Origin of the sequence: Bacillus sp. FSL W8-0223, assembly GCF_038006805.1 — a bacterium.
Classification (GTDB): domain Bacteria; phylum Bacillota; class Bacilli; order Bacillales; family DSM-4216; genus Bacillus_O; species Bacillus_O smithii.
The window spans coordinates 3,102,539-3,123,427 of the sequence record NZ_JBBOVX010000001.1 but is presented as its reverse complement, the minus strand read 5'-3'; the positions used below and the strand labels follow the sequence as shown (position 1 = coordinate 3,123,427).

Sequence of the window (20,889 nt, the reverse complement as noted above, 5' to 3'; positions counted from 1 at the left end):
AGAAAATGTTTATCGATCTGTCGATCAAAGATAAAAGCTCCAACATCTGGTGTTCTCTTATCGAAAAATCTTTCATTCAAAAAAGGAAATTCATGAATTGTTTACACTCTCTCCGTTCAATCTGCCGTTTTTTATATTATGATATACGGTAGGGAGGTATAAAAATGAAAAAATTGGGGTTCATCATGATTCTATCTATTTTGGTTGTCATCGCTGCCGCTTGCTCAAACGCCAATGATAAAGCGAACAGTCATGATACGTCCAATATGGATAGCAAGAGTACGGAAAACAGTGATCATTCCCAAATGTCCGGTAGTCAAAAAGATTATTCGAATTTGCCTATGACCACTGCCACAAAAGAACTAACGGGAAATAACATTACCATAACAGCAAAAGAAGCAGTGAATTCATTTGATTCTAAACATAAGTTTCCCGTTTGGACTTTCAACGGTTCTGTACCAGGACCTATTATAAAATTAAAACAAGGTCAAACCGTGAATATAACGCTTAAAAATGAATTGCCACAACCTGTGACCATTCATTGGCATGGGCTTCCGGTTCCTAACAGCCAAGATGGCGTTCCGGGGGTGACCATGAACTCAGTGCAACCCGGCCATTCTTTTACTTATCATTTTACTGCCACTGTACCGGGTACATATTGGTATCATTCCCACCAAGATAGTGTGAATCAAATCGATAAAGGTTTATATGGAGCCATCATCGTGGAGGGAGCAAACGAAGAAAAAGTCGACAAAGACTATACTCTTATGTTGGATGAATGGAATTCATCCGGCATAACGATGGATGAAATGAAGAGCGGCAAGAATCATACGGATATGAACGGCGATAACATGGGAACATATGATTTGTACACGATCAATGGAAAATCCGGAGATTCCATACCGCCATTAAAAGTTCGCAAAGGCGATAAAGTACGTATTCGATTGATCAACGCCGGATATATCACTCATAATATTCATTTGCATGGCCATGCGTTTAAGGTGGTTGCCACCGATGGAAACCCGATTCATAATCCGCAATTAGTGAAAAATAAGCTCATCCCTGTCGCGCCGGGTGAACGATATGATATTGAATTTACAGCCGATCATCCCGGAACATGGTATATCGATTCTCATGATCACAATAAAGCGGACAAAAACATGGTGGCCAAAATCGTTTATGAAGGGTCAAACCGCCATACAGATAAGCCGGATTATAAGACTTCATTGCCGCAGTTGGATATAACAAAATACGGCGAAAAGGGACCGTCCAGATTTACTTTGAATCAAAAATATGATGTAAACTATACCATGGATTTAGGCGTAAAAGTGGACAAGAAAGGCACCACGCATTATACCATCAACGGAAAATACTATCCGAAGACGGATCCGATTTATGTAAACAAAGGAGATTTAGTCAAAATCACGTTACGAAATATTTCGACTGTTGATCATCCGATGCATTTACATGGCCACTCTTTCCAAGTATTAAGTAAAAACGGAAAACCGCTGACAGGATCGCCTTTGATAAAAGATACACTCAATGTCAAACCGGGAGAAGTATATGTCATCGCTTTTCAAGCGAACAATCCCGGTGATTGGATGTACCATTGCCATGAATTGCATCACGCTGCTGCCGGTATGATGATAGACGTGAAGTATCGAGGATTTAAGCCTTCTTTTAAGGTAGACCCAAATGCCGACAATCGTCCGGAATAAAATGTGAAAATAGATGGCTGATTGGCAAACCCGTTTCCGATTTCAATCGGAAAGCGGGTTTGCTTTTTTGGCTTTATAAGCATCGGATTGCCGTTTCTTTCGTTTAAGAACGCGAAAAACCCTCGATTTTTAACAAATAATGGTTTTCAAATGGATAGTGAATCTTTAATATAAAAAGTAGATAAAGTTAGCTTGCTTACGGATTTTTGTGAAAATTCGCTCGGATAACACTGAAGAAATTGAATCTGAAAGGTGAATACAACATTGGCCGTTGACTACATATTTTTGCAGCCCCGTACATATTATTGAAGTTGCCGGCAAGTTGAAAGAAAAGGCAAGTTTACAAGGTTTGGGGTTTCATTGTGAAAAGCATTTAGAACGGTAGATATCCTATCTTCATAAGCTTAACACTTCCTTGGAAGGAAGAAAGGAAGGTTGTTAATACTCATACGGCTTCAAAACGAAACCGAGGCGGCAATTAAAAGGACAATCAAAGGGGGGAGATTATGGGGGTTCAAGTAAGCGCTTTAGGTGCGATCGTCGCTTTAGCGATGGCGATCGTGCTTATTTTGCGCAGAGTTTCACCTGCTTACGGAATGATGGCAGGGGCTTTCATTGGCGGAATCGCTGGAGGAGCCGATGTGACCAATACGGTGGATGTGATGATGGAAGGAGCAGAAGGGATGGTCCCTGCTGTCCTGCGTATTTTAGCCGCAGGGGTGTTGGCAGGAGTGCTGATTGAGTCTGGAGCCGCAGCGTCGATTGCGGAAACGATCGTACGAAAGCTCGGAGAAGCAAGGGCGTTATTAGCGTTGGCTATTGCGACCATGATTTTGACGATGGTTGGTGTGTTTGTGGATGTCGCTGTAATGACGGTTGCGCCCATTGCGCTGGCGATTGCCAGTCGGGCACAGTTATCCAAACCCGCCATTTTATTGGCGATGATTGGCGGAGGAAAAGCGGGGAACATTATGTCGCCTAACCCGAATGCGATCGCTGCCTCAGATTCCTTCCATGTTCCGTTGACGTCTTTAATGGCTGCCGGGGTGCTTCCGGCTTTTTTCGGAATGGTGGTCACTTATCTTTTGGCGAAGAAATTGATGCGAAAAGGGACAATGATTGCGGAACAAACGGAATCAGCCGGCCATGAACAGAAAGAATTGCCCGACTTTTTAGCTGCGATTACGGCTCCCATAGTAACCATTGCGTTGCTGGCGCTGCGCCCGACTTTTCATATGGATATTGATCCTATGATCGCACTTCCGGCCGGTGGAATAGTGGGGGCCATGGCGATGAAACAATCCAAGAAGATCAATGCTTATGCCATTTCCGGTTTATCGAAAATGTCCGGCGTTGCCATTATGTTATTAGGGACAGGAACGTTAGCTGGAGTGATTGCGAACTCGTCGTTAAAAGAGGGGATCATCAGCGGCTTAACTCATTCAGGATTGCCGGCCTATTTATTAGCGCCGATTGCCGGAATCTTTATGTCAGCTGCTACCGCTTCTACAACGGCAGGGACAGCGGTCGCCAGCAGCGTATTTGGAGGCACGATTGTGGGGTTGGGTGTTTCTGCGTTGGCGGGTGCGGCCATGGTTCATGCGGGGGCTACCGTGTTAGACCACTTGCCTCACGGGAGCTTTTTCCATGCGACAGCGGGCAGTGTTCATATGAAAATGAAAGAACGTCTCAAACTGATGCCGTATGAATCGCTTGTTGGAATGACATTAGCGGTCGTATCCACTTTGATTTATGGAGTATTTCACCTTTTCGGATCATAAAGAAACGGAGATGAAATGATGAAAATTGTGATTGCACCTGATTCGTTCAAAGAAAGTTTGTCTGCCTTACAAGCCGCTCGTGCGATCGAAAAAGGATTTCGGGACGTATTTCCGGAAGCGGAGTACGTGTTAATTCCAATGGCAGATGGGGGAGAAGGGACTGTTCAGTCATTAGTGGACGCGACCGGAGGGACCGTCATCGAAAAACGAGTGACAGGACCATTAGGAGAACCGGTAGATGCGTTTTTTGGTTTGCTTGGTGACGGAAAAACAGCGGTCATCGAAATGGCGGCTGCTTCCGGATTACATCTTGTTCCGAACGAAAAACGAAACCCTCTGCTCACAACGACCAGAGGAACGGGAGAATTAATTCGAGCCGCTCTGGATAAGGGTGTAGAACATTTGATCATTGGAGTCGGCGGAAGTGCTACGAACGACGGCGGTGCCGGAATGATTCAAGCGCTGGGAGGCCGGCTTTTGGATCAAAAGAGACAAGAAATTGCCCCGGGGGGAGGGCATTTGTCGGAATTGGCGGAGATTGACCTGTCATCGCTCGATTCAAGGCTGAAAAAGGTGAAAATCGAAGTGGCTTGTGACGTCGATAATCCTTTAACAGGCCCGAACGGAGCTTCAGCTGTGTTTGGCCCGCAAAAAGGCGCCACACCGGAAATGGTTCGACAGCTGGACGAAAATTTAAGCCGCTTTGCTGATGTGGTGGAACAAACATTGGAAAAACCGATTCGCCATGTTCCCGGTGCCGGAGCGGCAGGCGGGCTCGGCGCCGGCTTGCTTGCGTTTCTGGATGCGGAATTAAAGCGAGGGGTCGAGATTGTGCTGGAGGCGGTTCAATTTCAAGAGCGCGTCAAAGATGCTTCTCTTGTGATTACCGGGGAAGGACGCATAGACGGTCAAACGATCTCGGGGAAAACGCCTATCGGTGTCGCCAAAGTCGCAAAACAATATGGTATTCCGGTGATCGGCATCGCCGGTTCGTTATCCGAAGACAGCGACATCGTGCTAAAGCACGGAATCGATGCCCTTTATAGCATAGTCCCGGGGGTCATCCCGTGGGAAAAAGCCGTTCAACACGCTGAGTTTTACCTTCAACAAACGTCCCGCCATATCGCACGGACGATAAAGATGGCTAAGCATATCGATTAGGAAGGATGCATCACATATGGGTATGAAAGAGGTTAAAAATCATCGCGTTAATCATTGATCCATAAAAAAATCAGAGGACTTGGGTGACCGTTGTTGATCCAGATCATTGAATAGCACGAAAATGTGAAACCGGCCGGATCATAATGAGTCCAATCCTTCATGTGATGTCTTCAAATACTGAAAAAAGGGATCATTCCCCGCTTGAATGGACGGGAAATGATCCCTTTCGCTTTTTGCGTTAGCATTGTTTCGAAGGGTCTGTTAAGTCTTCCCCGATGATTTTGACTTCTCTTTCGAGGTTGACGTTGAATTTTTCTTTGACGGTTTTTTGTACATGGCGAATCAAGGCGATATAGTCGGCTGCCGTAGCATTGTCGATATTGACGATAAAGCCGGCATGTTTAGTGGAGACTTCTGCGCCGCCGATCCGTGTGCCTTGAAGTCCGCTGTCTTGGATCAGTTTTCCGGCGTAATAACCGGGCGGCCGTTTAAACACGCTGCCGCAAGACGGATATTCCAAAGGCTGTTTGGACTCGCGGCGCTCTGTTAAGTCATCCATTACTGCTTTGATTTCTTCGTAGTCACCGGGCTGCAATGCAAAGGCAGCTTCCAGCACAATATAGCCTTTTTCGGCCACATTACTTGTACGGTAAGAAAGATCGAGGTCAGAAGCCGGCAGTTTTAATAAGTTTCCGTCGCGATCCACGACCATCACATAATCGAGCACATCTTTTATTTCTCCGCCGTAGGCACCGGCATTCATAAAAACAGCTCCTCCAACCGTACCCGGTATTCCGCACGCAAATTCCAGGCCGGTTAACCGGTTTTCCAAGGCGTATTTAGAAGCATCGATAATCGCAGCGCCGCTTTGTGCGCGGAGCTGATTTCCTTCCACAACGATTTTGTTCAAGTTTTTTAAACAAAGAACAATGCCGCGTATTCCACCATCTTTCACGATTAAATTGGACCCATTGCCGATCAAAGTGAAAGGAATTTGTTCTTTTTTCGCAAATTGAACCACTGCTTGAACTTCCGCAAAAGTAGTAGGTGTGACAAAAAGGTCCGCTTTACCACCTAACCGTGTATAGGTGTGTTTTTTTAGACATTCGTCTACTTTGATATTGTCTTTCATGACCACTTCTGCTAATTTATCGTAAAATTGCCGATAGTCAGCCACTTGCATCATTCCTTTATTCGTAATCTTCGGATGTCGAAATCATCGTTTATCCATCTGTCGACAGATCAGGAGTTTCTATATTGCATTATAGCAGTTTTCGTGTCGTTTCAGAATAAAGAATCTCTAATCGCCAAAAAAGTTTCTTGAAATCCTTGACAAAGATAATGATAATCATTATCGTTAAAAACGAAGGAACTAAATGAGAATCATTTTCGTTGAATGGAGTCTTCGATAGTTTAGAAAACTTTCTCGTTCCTGTTTTTAGAAATTTCCCCCTCTTTTTCTGCAACATCCTAGATGAAACTGAATTCAGCGGTCTGCTGTGGAAAACCAGGCAGGCCGCAGCTTTTATTCTATATATTCAAACCGGGCATTAAAAGGAAGCGGACCTAGATCAAGGATAGAGGAAAAACTAATTATACTGTATTTTTCAGAACAAACATTCGCCCACTCCCTTATAAGAGCGATGGGCGAATGTTTCTGTTGGACTGCTTTTTTGTAAGTCTGACATAAAAGTGAGAGGGCGTGGGGGCATAGAATAGCCAATCTTCGAGTACCAATTGAAAGGAACTTCCCTGTTATAATAGAGGAGGCATATGTTGGCTATCATGAGAAATGAAAAGCGATTGGAAAGCAAAGAAGACGGGGACTGAAAGAGGATGGTCGTTATGCAATCAACAAAAAAGATTCTGCAAAACTTATGGTTTATTTTGATTAGCAGTATTGGCGGATTTTTATTGTCGCGGACGGGAGTTTCCATCGGTTGGATGATCGGATCATTGATGTTGGCCGGCGGGCTGGCCCTTTGGAAACCGGCGTTTGTTTCTTTTCAACAAGTGGAAATCAAGCTGATGAAACATTGGATGTGGATCGGCCAATTTATTTTAGGAATTCAATTGGGACAACAAATGAATTCCACTGTATGGCGTGTCTTTCATGAGGACGGCTTGATTGTACTGGCCATGCTGCTTTTATCGATCAGTTTTTCGCTATTGTCTGGATTCATTTTATGGCGGTTCAGCTCGACCGATTTCATCACGAGTTTTGTGGGAACGGCTCCCGGAGGGCTTTCTGCCATGCCGGGAATTGCGAGCGAGTTGGGGGCGAATGTAGCGGTTGTCAGCCTTACACAGATGGTTCGGGTGCTTCTTGTAACGGGGACGGTTCCTTTTTTTATTTCGATGTGGGCGCTGCATTCTTCACACTTTGTCGGTAAAGGGACGCGAACGATAGCCGTTCTTCAAACGACCGATCCTCATCTAGCTTGGACGGCAGTTTTGGTGGCTGTGGCGGCGGCTGGAGTTTTTGTCGCAAAATGGATCAGAGTCCCCTCTCCTTGGCTTGTTGGAGGAATGATCTTTGTGGCGATCGCGCAAACGTTAGGCGGAGTGCTGAAAGGGCACGATTTGAATGCATGGTGGCCGAATTGGCTGATGATCGTAGCGCAAATTCTCATGGGAGCAAGCATTGGCTCTTCTTTAAACAAGGAAATGTTTCAAGGTGCACGGCGTATTTTTCTTGTGGGATTGGCCGGATCGGTTGGACTGGTGATGGCTACAACTGTCTGCGCCTATATTGTTTCTCGGTTTACGGATATCGGATTGGCCACTTCGGTTTTGGCATTTGCTCCGGGAGGGATTGCCGAGATGGCCGCGACAGCCGTGATCCTTAACGCGGATTCTACTTTTGTGGTCGCCGTTCAAGTGATCCGCGTCATCATTGTCGTCGCTATCCTGCCATCGTTTTTTAAATGGGTGAACCGCAAATACGCCATGTAAGATCTATCGCTAAGCGAAGAATTCAATAGCAATGATTCAACAGGGAAGGCACTGCCATAGAGCGGGGCGTTCCTTTTTTTTATGACCATGGTTTTTCTTCTGTATCAACCATCATTTGCCCTCATCTTGAAATAGGCGTAAAATTCAGAATAGATGAATATTTTTATCAAGGAGGATTCTACTTGTCGATTAGATGAAATCAATCAGGGGGAAAGCATGCACGGTTCTCAGGTGAAAAAGACGAGTGACATGATTTAGTTTGATCGTTTAAGTCTTATCGGGCAAGAAACAAGGGTTTGGAGGGTTCAGGATGAAAACAAAGAAAATAGCCGTGATACCAGGAGATGGGGTCGGCAAAGAAGTAGTTCCGGAAGCATTAAGAGTAATGGAAGCTTTGTCTCAACTGCATGGAGGCCTTTCCTTTTCTTACGATACATATCCTTGGAACTGCGAATATTTTCTGGAGCATGGAAAAATGATGCCGGAAGATGGTTTAAGCCGATTGGCTGACAGCGATGCCATCTTTTTAGGAGCGATTGGCGATCCTCGATTGGTGCCCGACCATGTGTCATTATGGGGGATTCTCATTAAAATCAGGAGAGAGTTTGAGCAGGTGATCAATGTCCGGCCGGCTAAACAATTGAAAGGGATAACATCGCCTCTGGCTCATCCAGCCGGTTTTGATTTTATCGTCGTTCGCGAAAACAGCGAAGGCGAGTACAGCGAAATCGGCGGAAAAATCCACAGCGGGGAAGACGAGATGGCGATTCAAAACGCCGTGTTTACGAGAAAAGGAATCGAACGAGCAGCGACATACGCCTTTGAACTCGCCAAAACAAGAAGAAAGCGAGTGGCCAGCGCAACGAAATCGAATGGCATTGTCCATACGATGCCTTTTTGGGATCGCATCGTTCAAGAAGTTGCGGCGAAATATCCTGATGTCGAAATGAAGTCCTATCACATTGATGCGTTGGCTTCCTTTTTTGTGACTCGACCGCAGGAGTTTGATGTCATTGTCGCGAGTAACCTGTTCGGAGATATTTTGACCGATCTTGGAGCGGCCATCATGGGCAGCATTGGCATCGCTCCGTCAGGAAATATTCATTTAAACGGAAAATACCCGTCCATGTTTGAACCTGTCCATGGCTCCGCGCCGGATATTGCCGGAAAAGGAATTGCCAATCCAATCGGGCAAATTTGGACGGCGAAAATGATGCTGGACCATTTTGGCGAGCAGGAATCGGCTGATTTGCTATTGGAAGCCATTGAGGCGGTGCTGGAAGCAGGAATCAAAACACCGGATTTAGGCGGAAAGAACACGACGAAAGAAGTAACGGATGCGATTATCCGAAAAATGAAGGAACTTGCGGAATGAAGAGAGGCTGTTTCATTTACGCTTAGGAGTTCAATGCACCTAAGTTTTCGAATATCAGGGGCTGACTGTAAAGAGCCATAACTATGGCTTTTCAGTCGGCCCCATTTTTTTATGCCTGTTTTCAAGAATATATGGAGGACTTTTGAACGGTGGGATACATTTCCTCTTTCTTTATCATTCTACCAATTTACTAAACTAAAGAACTTGTTGTAAAATAGTAAAGTCAAATCAAGATCCCGATGAAAACGATCGTTTTTTCTTAATAAAGGAAGAAGGATTGGTTTTGAGATAATGAATCAGAAAGGTGAGCAGAATGAACAATAAAAAATGGGGATTATGGATTTTAACCATGTTTGTTGTTGGAAATATGGTAGGAGGCGGCGTTTTTATGCTTCCGACTAATTTGGCGCAAGTGTCCAGTCCGTGGGGGGCCACTCTCGCCTGGATAGCAACCGGGCTGGGGGTTTTTATGATTGCGCTCGTATTTGGAAATTTATCCATTCGAAAACCGGAGCTGAAAGCGGGGCCGCAAAGCTACGCACAGGCGATGTTTTCTTCGCCTAATTCCGGACGGGTTGCCGGCTACAGCATGGCGTGGGGTTATTGGGCAGCCAACTGGGCTGCGACCGCTTCAGTCATCATTTCTTTTGCCGGTTATTTAACTACCTTTTTCCCGATCATGCAAAGCAAAAAGCTTTTATGGTCAGCCGGGTCTTTTCAATTGGAAGTCGGCAAACTGATCACCTTTTTAGTGTGTACGGTGATGCTGTGGGGAATTCAATGGATTCTGACTCGCAGCTTTGACGGTGCCGGGAAAATCAATTTAACGGCGACTGTTGCGAAAGTGCTTGGATTTACCTTATTTGTCGTTTTGACTATTTTTGCTTTTGATCAAAGCAATTTGGGAAATGCCAAACATTTTGTGGATTCGACCGGAAAGGCAGTGTCTTTGGGCGGACAAATCAATGGTGCAGCTATTTCCGCGTTGTGGGCTTTTATCGGCATCGAATCGGCCGTAATGCTTTCCAACCGGGCAAAATCGCAAGGAGATGTAAAGAAAGCAACCCTTTTAGGATTGTTGATTTCGATGCTGATTTATATCGCGATTACACTGTTAACGATGGGGGCTCTCTCTCAAGATGAACTGAGAGAATCGCAAAAACCGCTTGTCGATGCTTTAGGGCAAGTGATTGGAAGCGGCGGTACTTATATTATGGCGATTTTAGCCTTAATTTCTTTGTTCGGATCGACTGTGGGCTGGATTGTCGTCAGTTCCGAAGTGCCTTATCAAGCGGCAAAAACGGGCCTATTCCCTGCTTTTTTCGCCAAAACCAATGGAAAGGGAAGTCCAAGAAACTCTTTAACCCTCACCAATTTGATGACGCAGATTTTCTTGTTTTCGACCATATCCCATACGGTGAACCGAGCCTATAACTTTGTCATTGTAGTGGCGACGCTGGCCTATTTGATTCCATATCTTGTGTCTGCCGTCTATCAATTAAAGTTGGTGATTACCGGAGAAACTTATGGCTTAGCGCAAGGAGCACGGAGAACAGACGGCGTGATTACCGTTCTCGCATTGGTGTACTCTATTTGGGTCATTAAAACAGGAACGGCTGATATGAGAACTTTCTTGCTAGGCATCGGTTTATTTGTGGTCGGATTGCTGCTGTATCCGTTCATTATGAGAAATCCGCAGCCGATCAACAAAGAAGCAGAAAGCCGGTTATAACATTGTCATGAAAGCCGTATAGGAGAAAAGAATGACCGTCAACAGGCGGTCATTCTTTTTAGTGCGATTCCAATTTTCATTTATCTTTTTGTTTTCATATGGTTCGAAGCATGTTCAAAGCCAAAGCCGATTTCTTGGAGTGCCTGCTGAAGGTCGGAGCGGGTTTCCAGCCCTTCTCCAATTTCGATGCCGAGTTCGATCATCGTATCGGCGATCTCCGGACTGATTCCGGTTAAGATGGTGGAACATCCCAGCAGTTTAATCCCTCTCACAATTTTAAAAAGATGGTTGACGACAGCGGTGTCAACGAATGGAACTCCGGAGACGTCAATGATTAATTTGCGCGCTTTAAACTCTTTCACTTTAAAAAGAGTCTTCTCGCGAATTTTTTTCGCTCGATATGTATCGACAGTGCCCACAATCGGAAGAATGCATATTTTATCGGTGATAGGTATAACGGGCACGGACAACTCATCGACGGTCTCGCGCTGGCTTTTCAGCAATTCGTCTTTATATTGAACATAATAAGCTGTGTAGGAGTTAATCATCATATCAATAATATTATTGACTTTCCGTTCGAGTGAAAAAAACTCATCGATGACCAGACTGGTGCCGGTTTGTTGATAAAAGGAATGAATGGCCTCCCAAATCATGCTTCGGGAAGATTGGAAAAATTCCCAAGCCAGATGAATGGGAAAATCGGTTTTGGCCCTTGATGTACCAAGCTCTTTCGACCAGTCCATGATTTCTTCCGCTTTAATTTCCGGAATGCTTCTTACGACAAGGCTTAAAAAACGCTTACAATGATTGAACTGTTCCTCTTCTGCGTCGCTGCTTGCGTGAAAGTGATTATAATAGCTTTTATGCTCTTGCAAATATTGAACCCATTGTTTCGCATATTGATCGATGTTTTGGATCAAAAATTCGGTTAATTCTTTTTCTAAAGAAATCGTTTTCGCCATAATATCCCTCCTGGAGAATGGATCTAAATGCCGGATGCCTTTTGGAAAGTGCAAACAAAAAGCAGTCCCTTTTCCTTCTTCGCTTTCTACTTGAACGAATGCATTATTGTTTTGCATGGCTGAAAACACTTGAGCCACTCCCATTCCCGTTCCGTCTTCTTTTAAACTGAAGAAAGGGGTGCCGAGCATTCGTAATTTATCCTTCGGGATGCCGACGCCGGTATCCGCAATTCTAATATGGACTCCCTCATGATCTTCATACTGTTCAATCGTCAAGATTCCGCCTTTGGGCATCGCTTCTATCGCATTTTTCACAATGTTGAAAAGCGCTTTTTTGATTTGGCCCTTTTTCCCCGTAATAACGGCGCTTGGATGTTCCAATTTTTTGACGACTTTAATGTTATAAAGTTGGTTTTGAAACAGAAGCAAAATCGATTCAATTTCAGCGGCGATGGAAAACGTGGTTCGTTTTTCTTGATCAAATTCCGGTTTGGAAACGCTCATGAGCTCATTTAAAATGGTAATCGCCCGTTCCAGTTCGCTTTGAGCAATTTCGATGTACTCTGGTTTATAGGATTGATTCAATAATTGCAAAAATCCTTTTACAGCTGTTAAAGGATTTCTTACTTCATGAGCGATGCCGGCTGACATCTCACCGATGGAAGTTAATAAGCTCTCATTCCAATTATTGTGATTTTCTACATTCTTCAGCTGATCAAGGCTGAAGATATACAAATAATGACTTGAGGGCGGATGACCAATGCCTTTATGGAACAAAAAAAGATGAGGTCTTGAGTGAACATGAGCGACAAATTGTTCGCAAGTCCCATCCATACAGTCTTGAAGCTTTTTATTGATGTCCGGATGAGCAAAGCACTGAAAAATATTTTTCGGTTCGGACTGGCTTTTATGCCCTATTAATTTCTGGGCCTTATTGTTCATATATTCAATTTGGCCGTCCGGCTTAAGCAGAATCAAACCATAGTGTACTTCTCTAAATTTCAATTGTTTATAAATGATGGTTCCCCTGCCTTTCATTTAACCATTTCACGGCGCGGATTCTCGTTCCAAAGTCTTCTTTGCTGGTTATCTCAAATTCATCCATTAACCGCTGAACTCCTGATAAACCGAGTCCAAGCCCTTTTTTGGAACGAATCTCACTTTTCAGAACTTTTTCGATCTCTTTGATGCCCGGCCCATGGTCGATAGCCAAAATTTCAATTCCGTAGTCAGGAAAGGGAGTAATAAAAATTTCCCCCTTTACTGCGTAATAGATGATATTGCGTGCCAATTCCATGATCGAAACGACCAGCTTGGTTTGTTGAATTTTGTCCAGTCCAAATTCTTCCGCCACTTTTTTTCCGATGGAACTGGCCATGTACACATCTCTTTCATCATCAATCGCTATTCTGTACACATTTTCTTCGTCCTTTACTCTTACTAGTAATCGATCAAAGTGTAAGCGGAAGTCCTCACTACCGCTTGCTGGAAATTACAGATCAAGATTAATTCTATCAAAATAACTGGTTTTATCTAGTATTTTTTTTGAAAAAATCAAAAAATAAAATCATGATCGTGCAGTTTAAATGTGTAGCCATCTATAGATGGTTTTTTTGCTTCATAAATGATAGCTAGAAGAATGGAGCAAGGTGGAAGCTGTAGTTTGATTCCAAAAAGAAAAAGCCCCTTTCGAAGGTTAGGGGCTTTTGTCTATTTCTTAAAATGGTAAGGTACAGTGGCGATCACTACGTTCTTTGTTCGAAGTAAATAAGCCATCAGCAGTATGCTCGACTGGTTATGCAAAATATGATGCCATCTTTTATGCGGTATAAACTGCGGAATCAGGACCGTTACCTGATAGTTGTGATCTTTCGCTTTGTCTTGGATAAAATCAATAAGCCTTCCAATTGGATGAACGAGACTCCGATATTGAGAAACAAAAGTTAAAAGCCGAATATCAGGATGCCATTTTTCCCATTTTTTCTGCATGGCTTCTTCGCTTTCGCGGTCGAACGCCACATAGACCGCAATGACTTGATCGCCAATCAATCGGGCATATTTTAACGAATTTTCGACTACTTTTGTAATTCCAGCCACCGGAACGATGACCATGTTGCCCGCGATGGGTTGGATTAGTTCGTCGGGATTAATCCGCAGTTGTTCCCCCACGTTGATATAATGATGCTTAATTTTATAAAACATCGAGATAATCACCGGCAAAAAGACGAAAACCGCCCAAACGTGTGTGAACTTTGTAATGAACAACGTCAACACAACGGTAAAGGTAATAAGCGCTCCAATAAAGTTGATACAAAGCTTCGTTTTCCATCCTTTTGGCTTTTCACGCAGCCATTTGACAATCATTCCGGTTTGAGAAAGGGTAAAAGGAATGAAAACGCCAACCGCATATAAAGGAATTAAGTTTTCCGTTTTTCCTTTAAACGCGATAATGAGAATGATCGAAGCAATGCTTAAAAACAAAATGCCGTTTGAATACCCAAGCCGGTCGCCGCGAATGGTAAACATGCGAGGCAAGTACTTGTCTGTCGCTAAGTTTACCGCCAGCAGAGGGAAAGCGGAGAAACCGGTATTGGCCGCCAATACGAGAATTAAGGCAGTTGTCCCTTGGATAAAGTAGTACAACGGTGTCCGTCCAAATGTTTCGGACGCAATTTGAGAGACAACGGTTTCGTCCGATTTAGGACCGACTCCGTACCAATAAGCTAAAAAGGTAATGCCAGAGAACAAAATTCCAAGTAAAGCGCCCATCATCATGAGTGTACGGGCCGCATTTTTTTCAGCGGGATCTTTAAAATTGGGAATGGCGTTTGACACCGCTTCGACCCCAGTTAATGCGGAGCACCCAGACGTAAAAGCTTTCAATAACAAGAACATGCTGACGCCGGGCACCCAATGTCCCATCGGTTCATGGGCCGATGCCGGAATTTGGCCGGTGGCGATTTTCGAAATTCCCACCCCAATTAATATCAGCAAAGCCAATACGAACAAATAGACTGGATAGGACAACACGGTTGCCGACTCAGACAGCCCACGCAAGTTTAAAATGGTAATAAAGAGCACAAGAAGAATAGAAATCAGCACACTGTGGGCATGCAGAGAAGGAAACGCCGAGGTAATGGCATCCGTCCCTGCCGAAATGCTGACGGCAACGGTTAAAATATAGTCGACCAATAGCGATCCGCCAGCGATTAGACCGGTTGTTTCTCCTAAATTGTTTCGGGATACAACATACGCTCCACCGCCGTTCGGATAGGCGTAAATAATTTGCCGATAGGAGAGGATGAGCGCTATGAGCAGTATCAAAATCCCTACTGCGATTGGAATGGAGTACCAGTAAGCCGCTGCTCCGACAGTAGCTAAGACGATCAGCACTTGTTCGGGACCGTATGCAACGGAAGATAAAGCATCGGATGATAAAATGGCCAGCGCTTTCCTTTTGCTTAATTTATGCTCGCTAAGGGCATTGGTTTTCAGTGGCTTTCCTATCAGCAATCGTTTTAATGTCGTATACATAATGGTTTGCACCTCTTGATTTTTAAATTTGTGCAGATAAAAACCGCAGAGGGAAAATGACTCTGCGGACTAAAAAACAAAACATAGGCAAAGAGGCATCTCCTCTTTTCAAACGCCTACGAGGTTAGCTGTCGGATTAGGGTGGAAAGAGTCACCCCTCCTAAAATGTTAGGATTCACCCCAAGCAGCCAGAAGGCCGCGGTTGGTTTCCCCCGCTTCATCATCATGAATTAAGCGATAAAAGATGCTGCATTATTCTTATTATTTTTTGAGTGCCCCTATCTTAATCCTGGAATAGTAAGAATGTAAAGGGAAAAAAATGAAGAGAAACAACTGTTTTCAGTTATAAAAGCGCTTACAAATAGACTTATCTTTCAAATTCGCTTTTTCTTATGGACTGTCTGTCCGATTTATAAAAGGATTCCCTCTTTAAACGTTGTAACGCAGAGAAAAAACAAACTGTTTTTTCCATTCAAATGGCCAGCCTTCCAGCTGGCCCATGATCCAAATAAGGTCATCTTTTTCCAAAATGGTATTGATCTTGAAAAAAGAAGTTCCCCTCCTTCAAAGGGAAAGGAGAGAGCCTGTTAAACAAGATCAAGGGACTCACACGCCACAAGGTTCGGAAAAGGATGGGGCCATGACGAGCCGCGTTTCTAGACAACCTCTTTTTTTGATTGATGAATGTCGTGGCGTGCTAAATGGCTGTGGTTTCTGGCGTAGATATAGTAAAAGAACGTTCCAATGGCCAGCCAAATCAGAAAAGAGATCCAAGTGATTCCCGGCAGGCTTAGTGACAAGTAAATGCAGATGATGGCGCTGATCGCCGGGAGCACCGGAACAAATGGAACACTGAATGATGGTTTTAAATCAGGGTATTTTTTCCGCAGCACGATAATAGAGATAGAAATTAACGTAAAAGCAGCAAGGGTTCCCATATTGACAAGATGGGCAAGGGTCGTTAAATCCACAAAGCCTGAAATAGCAGCGGCTAAAATACCTGTGATCCAAGTGTTGATAAACGGCGTTTGAAAAGTCGGGTGAACGCGGCCAAGCACTTTTGGAAGCAGACCGTCCCGGCTCATCGCATAGGAAAGCCGGACTTGTGCATAGATTAAAGCGAGGAGAACGGTCGTAATTCCGGCGACGGCGCCCACGGATATAATCCCAGCCATCCGGTCTTGGCCAACAAATTTAAGAGCAAAGGCTACCGGGTCGGCAACATTTAATTTTTGATAAGGGATCATTCCCGTTAGGATTAGAGAAACTCCTATATACAAGATCGTGCAAATAGCTAAGGAAGTGATGATCCCGATAGGCATATCACGCTGCGGCCGTTTCACTTCTTCAGAAGCCGTTGCAATGACATCAAATCCGATATAGGCAAAGAAAACCGTTGCGGCGCTTGTAACAACTCCGCTAAAACCATATGGCATAAACGGCGTCCAGTTGTCCGGTTTTACATAGCCGAGTCCGGCAGCGATAAAAGCGATGATGACCGCCAGCTTGATAATGACCATGACATTGTTAAAACGAGTGCTTTCCTTTACTCCTCTGCTAACTAAAGCAGTAATAAACAAAATAATCAGAATTGCCAGTAAATCAACGGCTCCTCCATGCCCAGTGCCGGGTGCCGAAGAAAGAATAGTCGGTATTTTCAGTCCAAAACCAGCCAAAAGGGATTGAAAATAAGCTGACCACCCGGCTGCCACCGCTGAAATCGCCAGCACGTACTCCAACATCAAGTCCCAGCCAATTAAGAAGGCAAAAATTTCACCCAGTGTGGCATATGTGTACGTATAAACACTTCCTGAAATCGGCACTGCTGAGGAAAACTCGGCATAGCAAAAAGCAGCCAACGCGCATGCAATTCCGGCTAAGATGAAGGAAAGAATAATTGCGGGACCTGCGCTTTGAGCTGCTACCACTCCCGTTATGACAAAAATGCCTGTTCCAATCACGCAGCCGACGCCAAGAAAGATTAAGTCCAGCAATCCAAGAGATCGCTTCAGCTCTTTTTTCTGGCTTTGTGCCAGCATTTCATTGATCGATTTTTTTCGAAACAGTGTACTCATGATGTCCTCCTATCTTCTAAAATAGTTGAATTTTCTGATATTTCAATGTTGCTACGTTTTGAGTATAATGTCGGATAGTGTCGAAGTCAAGACAAGAGCTCTCATGAAAACGGTTAAAAAATAAAATTTAAAAAAGGATGCCGATTTTCGACATCCTTAAGAGCTGGCCTATAGAACAGAAAGGATATTTATGGCTGGCTTGGTGCCTTTTTTCTTTGAGTTTTCAAGACGCTAAATAACTTCTTCGCAGCTTCCGGTGTTTGCTTCGCCGCTGTTGCAGCAGTTTCCAATGAATTCCTGGTGTCTTCGATCTTTTCCAGCATTTGACGCTGATATTCAGAAAGTTTGATGGCTTCCTCTTTGATAAGATCTGTTTGCTCTTGCATACGTTTGATCGTCCCTTGAATATGTTCGACTTTCGGCCGGGCGGAGCGGTATGTTTTAACAGCAACACGGTCCAAAAAGATCAGAACTCCGATAAAAAGAATAAGGCTTGCATATAAAATGAAAATCATGAATTTGTTTCCTCCTTCTTTCTTTGCGTCCTCTGCATTTATGAAAAGTGTATCGGATTTTGGCGAATGAGAAAAGATCCACATGAAATTCTGTTACGCTTAGGCTAATGGGATTCGTTATATTCCATTGGAAAAATGGATTTTTGGCGATTTTCATCATTTGGTAATAGCTAAAAAATGAACGGAAAGAAAAAAGGGATAAGTACGGACAATCCATCATAAGAATAGTACAAAACGTAAGGCCGGATTCTTTTTCAAGCGGAAAGGGAATTCGGCTTTTTCGCTTTAGTGGATGGCCATATGTTGGAGTCGCGGCGCCATTCGAAGGCAGGTTTGTCTTTCGGGATTTTGGGAAAAAGAAGAGAAGAAGTGGTTGAAGTAAAAGAAACATGGACATCGTGAATATGATCGGGGAGTGATGGGATGGCAGAACAAGACTCATTCATGCAGAAGCTGCAATCGCTGTTTTGGAAGTACATGGGAAGAGCCATAGGGCAAACGGAACGTCCCCATGATATTCTCTACCACTACACCAATTTGGATAGCTTCATGGGAATGATCGACAACAGAAGCATCTGGATGTCCAAAGGAAATTTCTTAAACGATTCGGGCGAGCTGGTCTATATTCATCATATTGCCCGCCATGTGCTTGAATTATTTGAACAACACATCAACCAAAAGTACGGAAATGATGTGGAACTTTTGAAATGTCGGAATCGATTTGTGGGAAAAATGAGATGGGCTCTTTCTAAATTTTTGCATGAGATTCATTTGGATCATTTGGAAGTGTACGTTTTGTCTTTGACTCCCAATCAAGATTCGTTAACCCTCTGGTATAACTACTCGGGAGGAGACGGCTACAATATCGGCTTTTCTTACGATAAATTGTTGGCGGAAATCAACCGCCTTTCGGAAAACATGGGACAAGAATTCAGCGTTGTCTACGGAAATGTCCTGTACGAAAAAGAAAAGCAAGAACAGACTCTCCTTCATTCTTTGATCCGATCGTTTGAATTCCTCATGCAGCACCGCGGACAGTTCGACGATGATGAAATGGTTGCCAAACTGCCGGCTTATTTTACGGAAATCATTACATCCTGCTCGATATTTTTCAAACATGAAGCTTTCAAAAACGAAGAAGAATACCGCATTGCCTTTACGCGCAGAAGAAAAGCAAATACCGGCGACGGCAAAGTTTTATTTCGTTCGGCTAACGGCATCATTATTCCTTATATTTCGATTGAATTGAAAGAAAAGCTGCCGGTGAGGCATGTCACCATCGGTCCTAAAAATAATATCGATATTGCCAAAAACGGCGTAGAATACTATTTGCGGAGCAGGGGGTATCCATTGGAGAACATCACCGTCAGCAAATCGGTCGTCTCGCTTCGATACTAAAACGGGAATGAGAATGTACCCGCCAGCTATTTTTACATTCAGTCTGTGCTCGACCGGATCTTATATTTGCTTTATTCACAATATATTTTCACAATTGACGGCGAAATTCAGCCTATAACAACCTCTCCGACAAACGTGTGTGAATGTCGGAGAAGGACGGTTTTAATCAGAAGGCTGGGTTTGTTTTTTCAGACGCAAAGAGGAAAGCATAACGCCGACTAAGCAAATCGCAAACGCCGCCCAAAAGACGGTATGAAGTGCTTGCATCATCAAAGCAGGGTCGCTTTCGTGAGCGGAAACTTGCCCTGAATGGCCGCTCAGCTGATTCATGCGGAACGTCAGCAAAGTGACGGAGAACGAAACGCCTAAAACCATTCCGACATTGCGGACAAGCGCATTCAGCCCTCCCGCCGTTCCCAGCTGCGGGCGAGGAACGGCGCCCATCACGCTGGAATTGTTCGGCGACTGGAAGAAACCGTGGCCAAGCCCGAAAATCGCTAAGTGCAGAGCCACGACCCACATGCTTTCTTTCATCGACAACGTATTTAACAGTGCGAATCCAATCGCATTCAGAAGCAATCCCCCGGTCGTTAAATACGACGACCCGATTTTATCGGAAAGCCAGCCAGCAAACGGAGCCACAACCGCCATCACCATTGGATACACCATCATCATATAACCGGTTTTTTGCGGGGAGAACCCGAGGATGTTTTGCAAATAAAACGGCATCATCACGTTCGAGCAAAAAAGGGCGACAAACGACAATAACGCCGTGATATTGCCGATGCGGAATGCGCGGATCCGGTACAGAGAAAAGTCAATCATCGGAAAACGCGTTTTTCGCTCCCAAATGAAAAACGCAAGCAAGAAAATAATCGCCAAAAGCCCGAGCGAAAGCGTTCTGTTGGACCCCCATCCCCATTCTTCGCCTTTGGAGGCCGTGTATAAGAAGGCGACCATTCCGATCATAAACAAAACCGAGCCAGTGTAATCGAAAGGTTCTTGTTGGCTGTTTCTTTTTGAGCGGGGCAAAATAAACCAGCCGGCAATAAAGCCGATAATCCCAATGGGAATGTTTACGAAAAAGATCGCCGGCCAGCCAAAATGGCCGATTAAAATCCCGCCGATCCCCGGACCCGTCAGCGATCCGATCGACACCATCGCTCCTGTAATCCCCATTGCCCGGCCACGGTCGCCGCTTGCGAATGTCACCGATACAATCGCTTGGTTGTTCGCCATCATACAGGCCGCACCTATCGCTTGAACGATTCGGGCCAGTATCAATCCTGTAAGCGAATGAGAAAGTCCGCACCATAACGACCCCAGCGTAAAGATCAAAAACCCGTCATTATAAATCCGCGTACGTCCCACCATGTCGGAAATTTTCCCCACAACGGGCAAAAGGGCGCAAATCGTCAACAGATAGGCGTTTAACACCCACTGCACATCTCCCATGGACGTATGAGTGTCGCGGGCAATCGACGGCAGCGCAACATTGGCGATGCTGCCATCCAATGTGGCCATAAACGTTCCAAGCGACACATTCGCCAAAATCCACCAGCGCCTTTTCGACGAAGCAACTTGCCCTGCTGCCGGACTGCCGTGTCTGTTTTCTTCCATATAAAAACCCTCTCCACCTGAGAATGAAAAACGGAATCAAGCATTTTTATGAAAAAATCGTCC

Annotated in this window: 14 protein-coding genes and 1 riboswitch; of the genes, 7 read left to right on the top strand and 7 right to left on the bottom strand. The window is 44.5% G+C overall.

The genetic code is table 11. The features are described 5' to 3' along the window. Positions 1-164 precede the first annotated feature (164 nt). From NST81_RS14990 to NST81_RS14980, 3 genes are all read left to right on the top strand, one after another. Positions 165-1,718: a multicopper oxidase family protein gene (locus NST81_RS14990; RefSeq protein ID WP_341030164.1), complete on the top strand. Its 1,554-nt coding sequence runs from the start codon at positions 165-167 to the stop codon at positions 1,716-1,718. Positions 1,719-2,224: 506 nt separating this feature from the next. Beyond that, the gene (locus tag NST81_RS14985; RefSeq protein WP_048624055.1) at positions 2,225-3,499 is read left to right on the top strand and encodes a GntP family permease; all 1,275 of its coding nucleotides are present in this window, start codon (positions 2,225-2,227) and stop codon (positions 3,497-3,499) included. An 18-nt stretch (positions 3,500-3,517) separates the two neighbouring features. Beyond that, entirely contained in the window at positions 3,518-4,660 is a 1,143-nt protein-coding gene (locus NST81_RS14980) for a glycerate kinase (protein ID WP_341030163.1), read from the top strand. A gap of 238 nt (positions 4,661-4,898) precedes the next feature. On the opposite strand, the gene murB is transcribed toward NST81_RS14980, so the two are convergent. Further along, on the bottom strand, positions 4,899-5,843 hold the full coding sequence (murB, locus tag NST81_RS14975; RefSeq protein ID WP_341030504.1) for a UDP-N-acetylmuramate dehydrogenase: 945 nt from the start codon (positions 5,841-5,843) through the stop codon (positions 4,899-4,901). 662 nt (positions 5,844-6,505) lie between these two features. On the opposite strand from murB, the gene NST81_RS14970 reads away from it, so the two are divergent. The 3 genes from NST81_RS14970 (at position 6,506) to NST81_RS14960 (ending at position 10,722) form a co-directional block, all read left to right on the top strand. Further along, positions 6,506-7,615 carry an AbrB family transcriptional regulator gene (locus NST81_RS14970; RefSeq protein WP_341030162.1) on the top strand — a complete coding sequence of 370 codons (1,110 nt, stop codon included), beginning with the start codon at positions 6,506-6,508 and terminating at the stop codon, positions 7,613-7,615. Between the two features lie 310 nt (positions 7,616-7,925). Beyond that, positions 7,926-8,990 carry a tartrate dehydrogenase gene (locus NST81_RS14965; protein WP_341030161.1) on the top strand — a complete coding sequence of 355 codons (1,065 nt, stop codon included), beginning with the start codon at positions 7,926-7,928 and terminating at the stop codon, positions 8,988-8,990. 313 nt (positions 8,991-9,303) lie between these two features. Continuing rightward, positions 9,304-10,722 (top strand): amino acid permease, encoded by a 1,419-nt coding sequence (locus NST81_RS14960; RefSeq protein ID WP_341030160.1) that lies wholly within the window; start codon positions 9,304-9,306, stop codon positions 10,720-10,722. Positions 10,723-10,802: 80 nt separating this feature from the next. Here NST81_RS14960 and NST81_RS14955 read toward each other — a convergent pair whose 3' ends face one another. From NST81_RS14955 to NST81_RS14935, 5 genes are all read right to left on the bottom strand, one after another. Beyond that, on the bottom strand, positions 10,803-12,662 hold the full coding sequence (locus NST81_RS14955) for an ATP-binding protein (RefSeq protein WP_341030159.1): 1,860 nt from the start codon (positions 12,660-12,662) through the stop codon (positions 10,803-10,805). Between the two features lie 31 nt (positions 12,663-12,693). Beyond that, complete coding sequence (locus NST81_RS14950) at positions 12,694-13,101, bottom strand: anti-sigma regulatory factor (RefSeq protein ID WP_048624048.1); 408 nt, start codon at positions 13,099-13,101, stop codon at positions 12,694-12,696. 293 nt (positions 13,102-13,394) lie between these two features. Continuing rightward, a complete protein-coding gene (locus NST81_RS14945) occupies positions 13,395-15,218 on the bottom strand; it encodes an APC family permease (protein ID WP_341030158.1) in 1,824 nt (607 codons plus the stop codon). 97 nt (positions 15,219-15,315) lie between these two features. Beyond that, positions 15,316-15,465: riboswitch (cyclic di-AMP (ydaO/yuaA leader) on the bottom strand. A gap of 409 nt (positions 15,466-15,874) precedes the next feature. Beyond that, positions 15,875-17,293, bottom strand: a complete 1,419-nt coding sequence (locus NST81_RS14940; RefSeq protein WP_048624046.1) for an amino acid permease — start codon at positions 17,291-17,293, stop codon at positions 15,875-15,877. A 188-nt stretch (positions 17,294-17,481) separates the two neighbouring features. Then, a complete protein-coding gene (locus NST81_RS14935; RefSeq protein ID WP_341030157.1) occupies positions 17,482-17,808 on the bottom strand; it encodes a hypothetical protein in 327 nt (108 codons plus the stop codon). A gap of 423 nt (positions 17,809-18,231) precedes the next feature. On the opposite strand from NST81_RS14935, the gene NST81_RS14930 reads away from it, so the two are divergent. After that, positions 18,232-19,206, top strand: a complete 975-nt coding sequence (locus tag NST81_RS14930; RefSeq protein WP_341030156.1) for a DUF2971 domain-containing protein — start codon at positions 18,232-18,234, stop codon at positions 19,204-19,206. A 162-nt stretch (positions 19,207-19,368) separates the two neighbouring features. Here NST81_RS14930 and NST81_RS14925 read toward each other — a convergent pair whose 3' ends face one another. Next, a complete protein-coding gene (locus tag NST81_RS14925) occupies positions 19,369-20,826 on the bottom strand; it encodes an MFS transporter (protein ID WP_341030155.1) in 1,458 nt (485 codons plus the stop codon). Positions 20,827-20,889 lie beyond the last annotated feature (63 nt).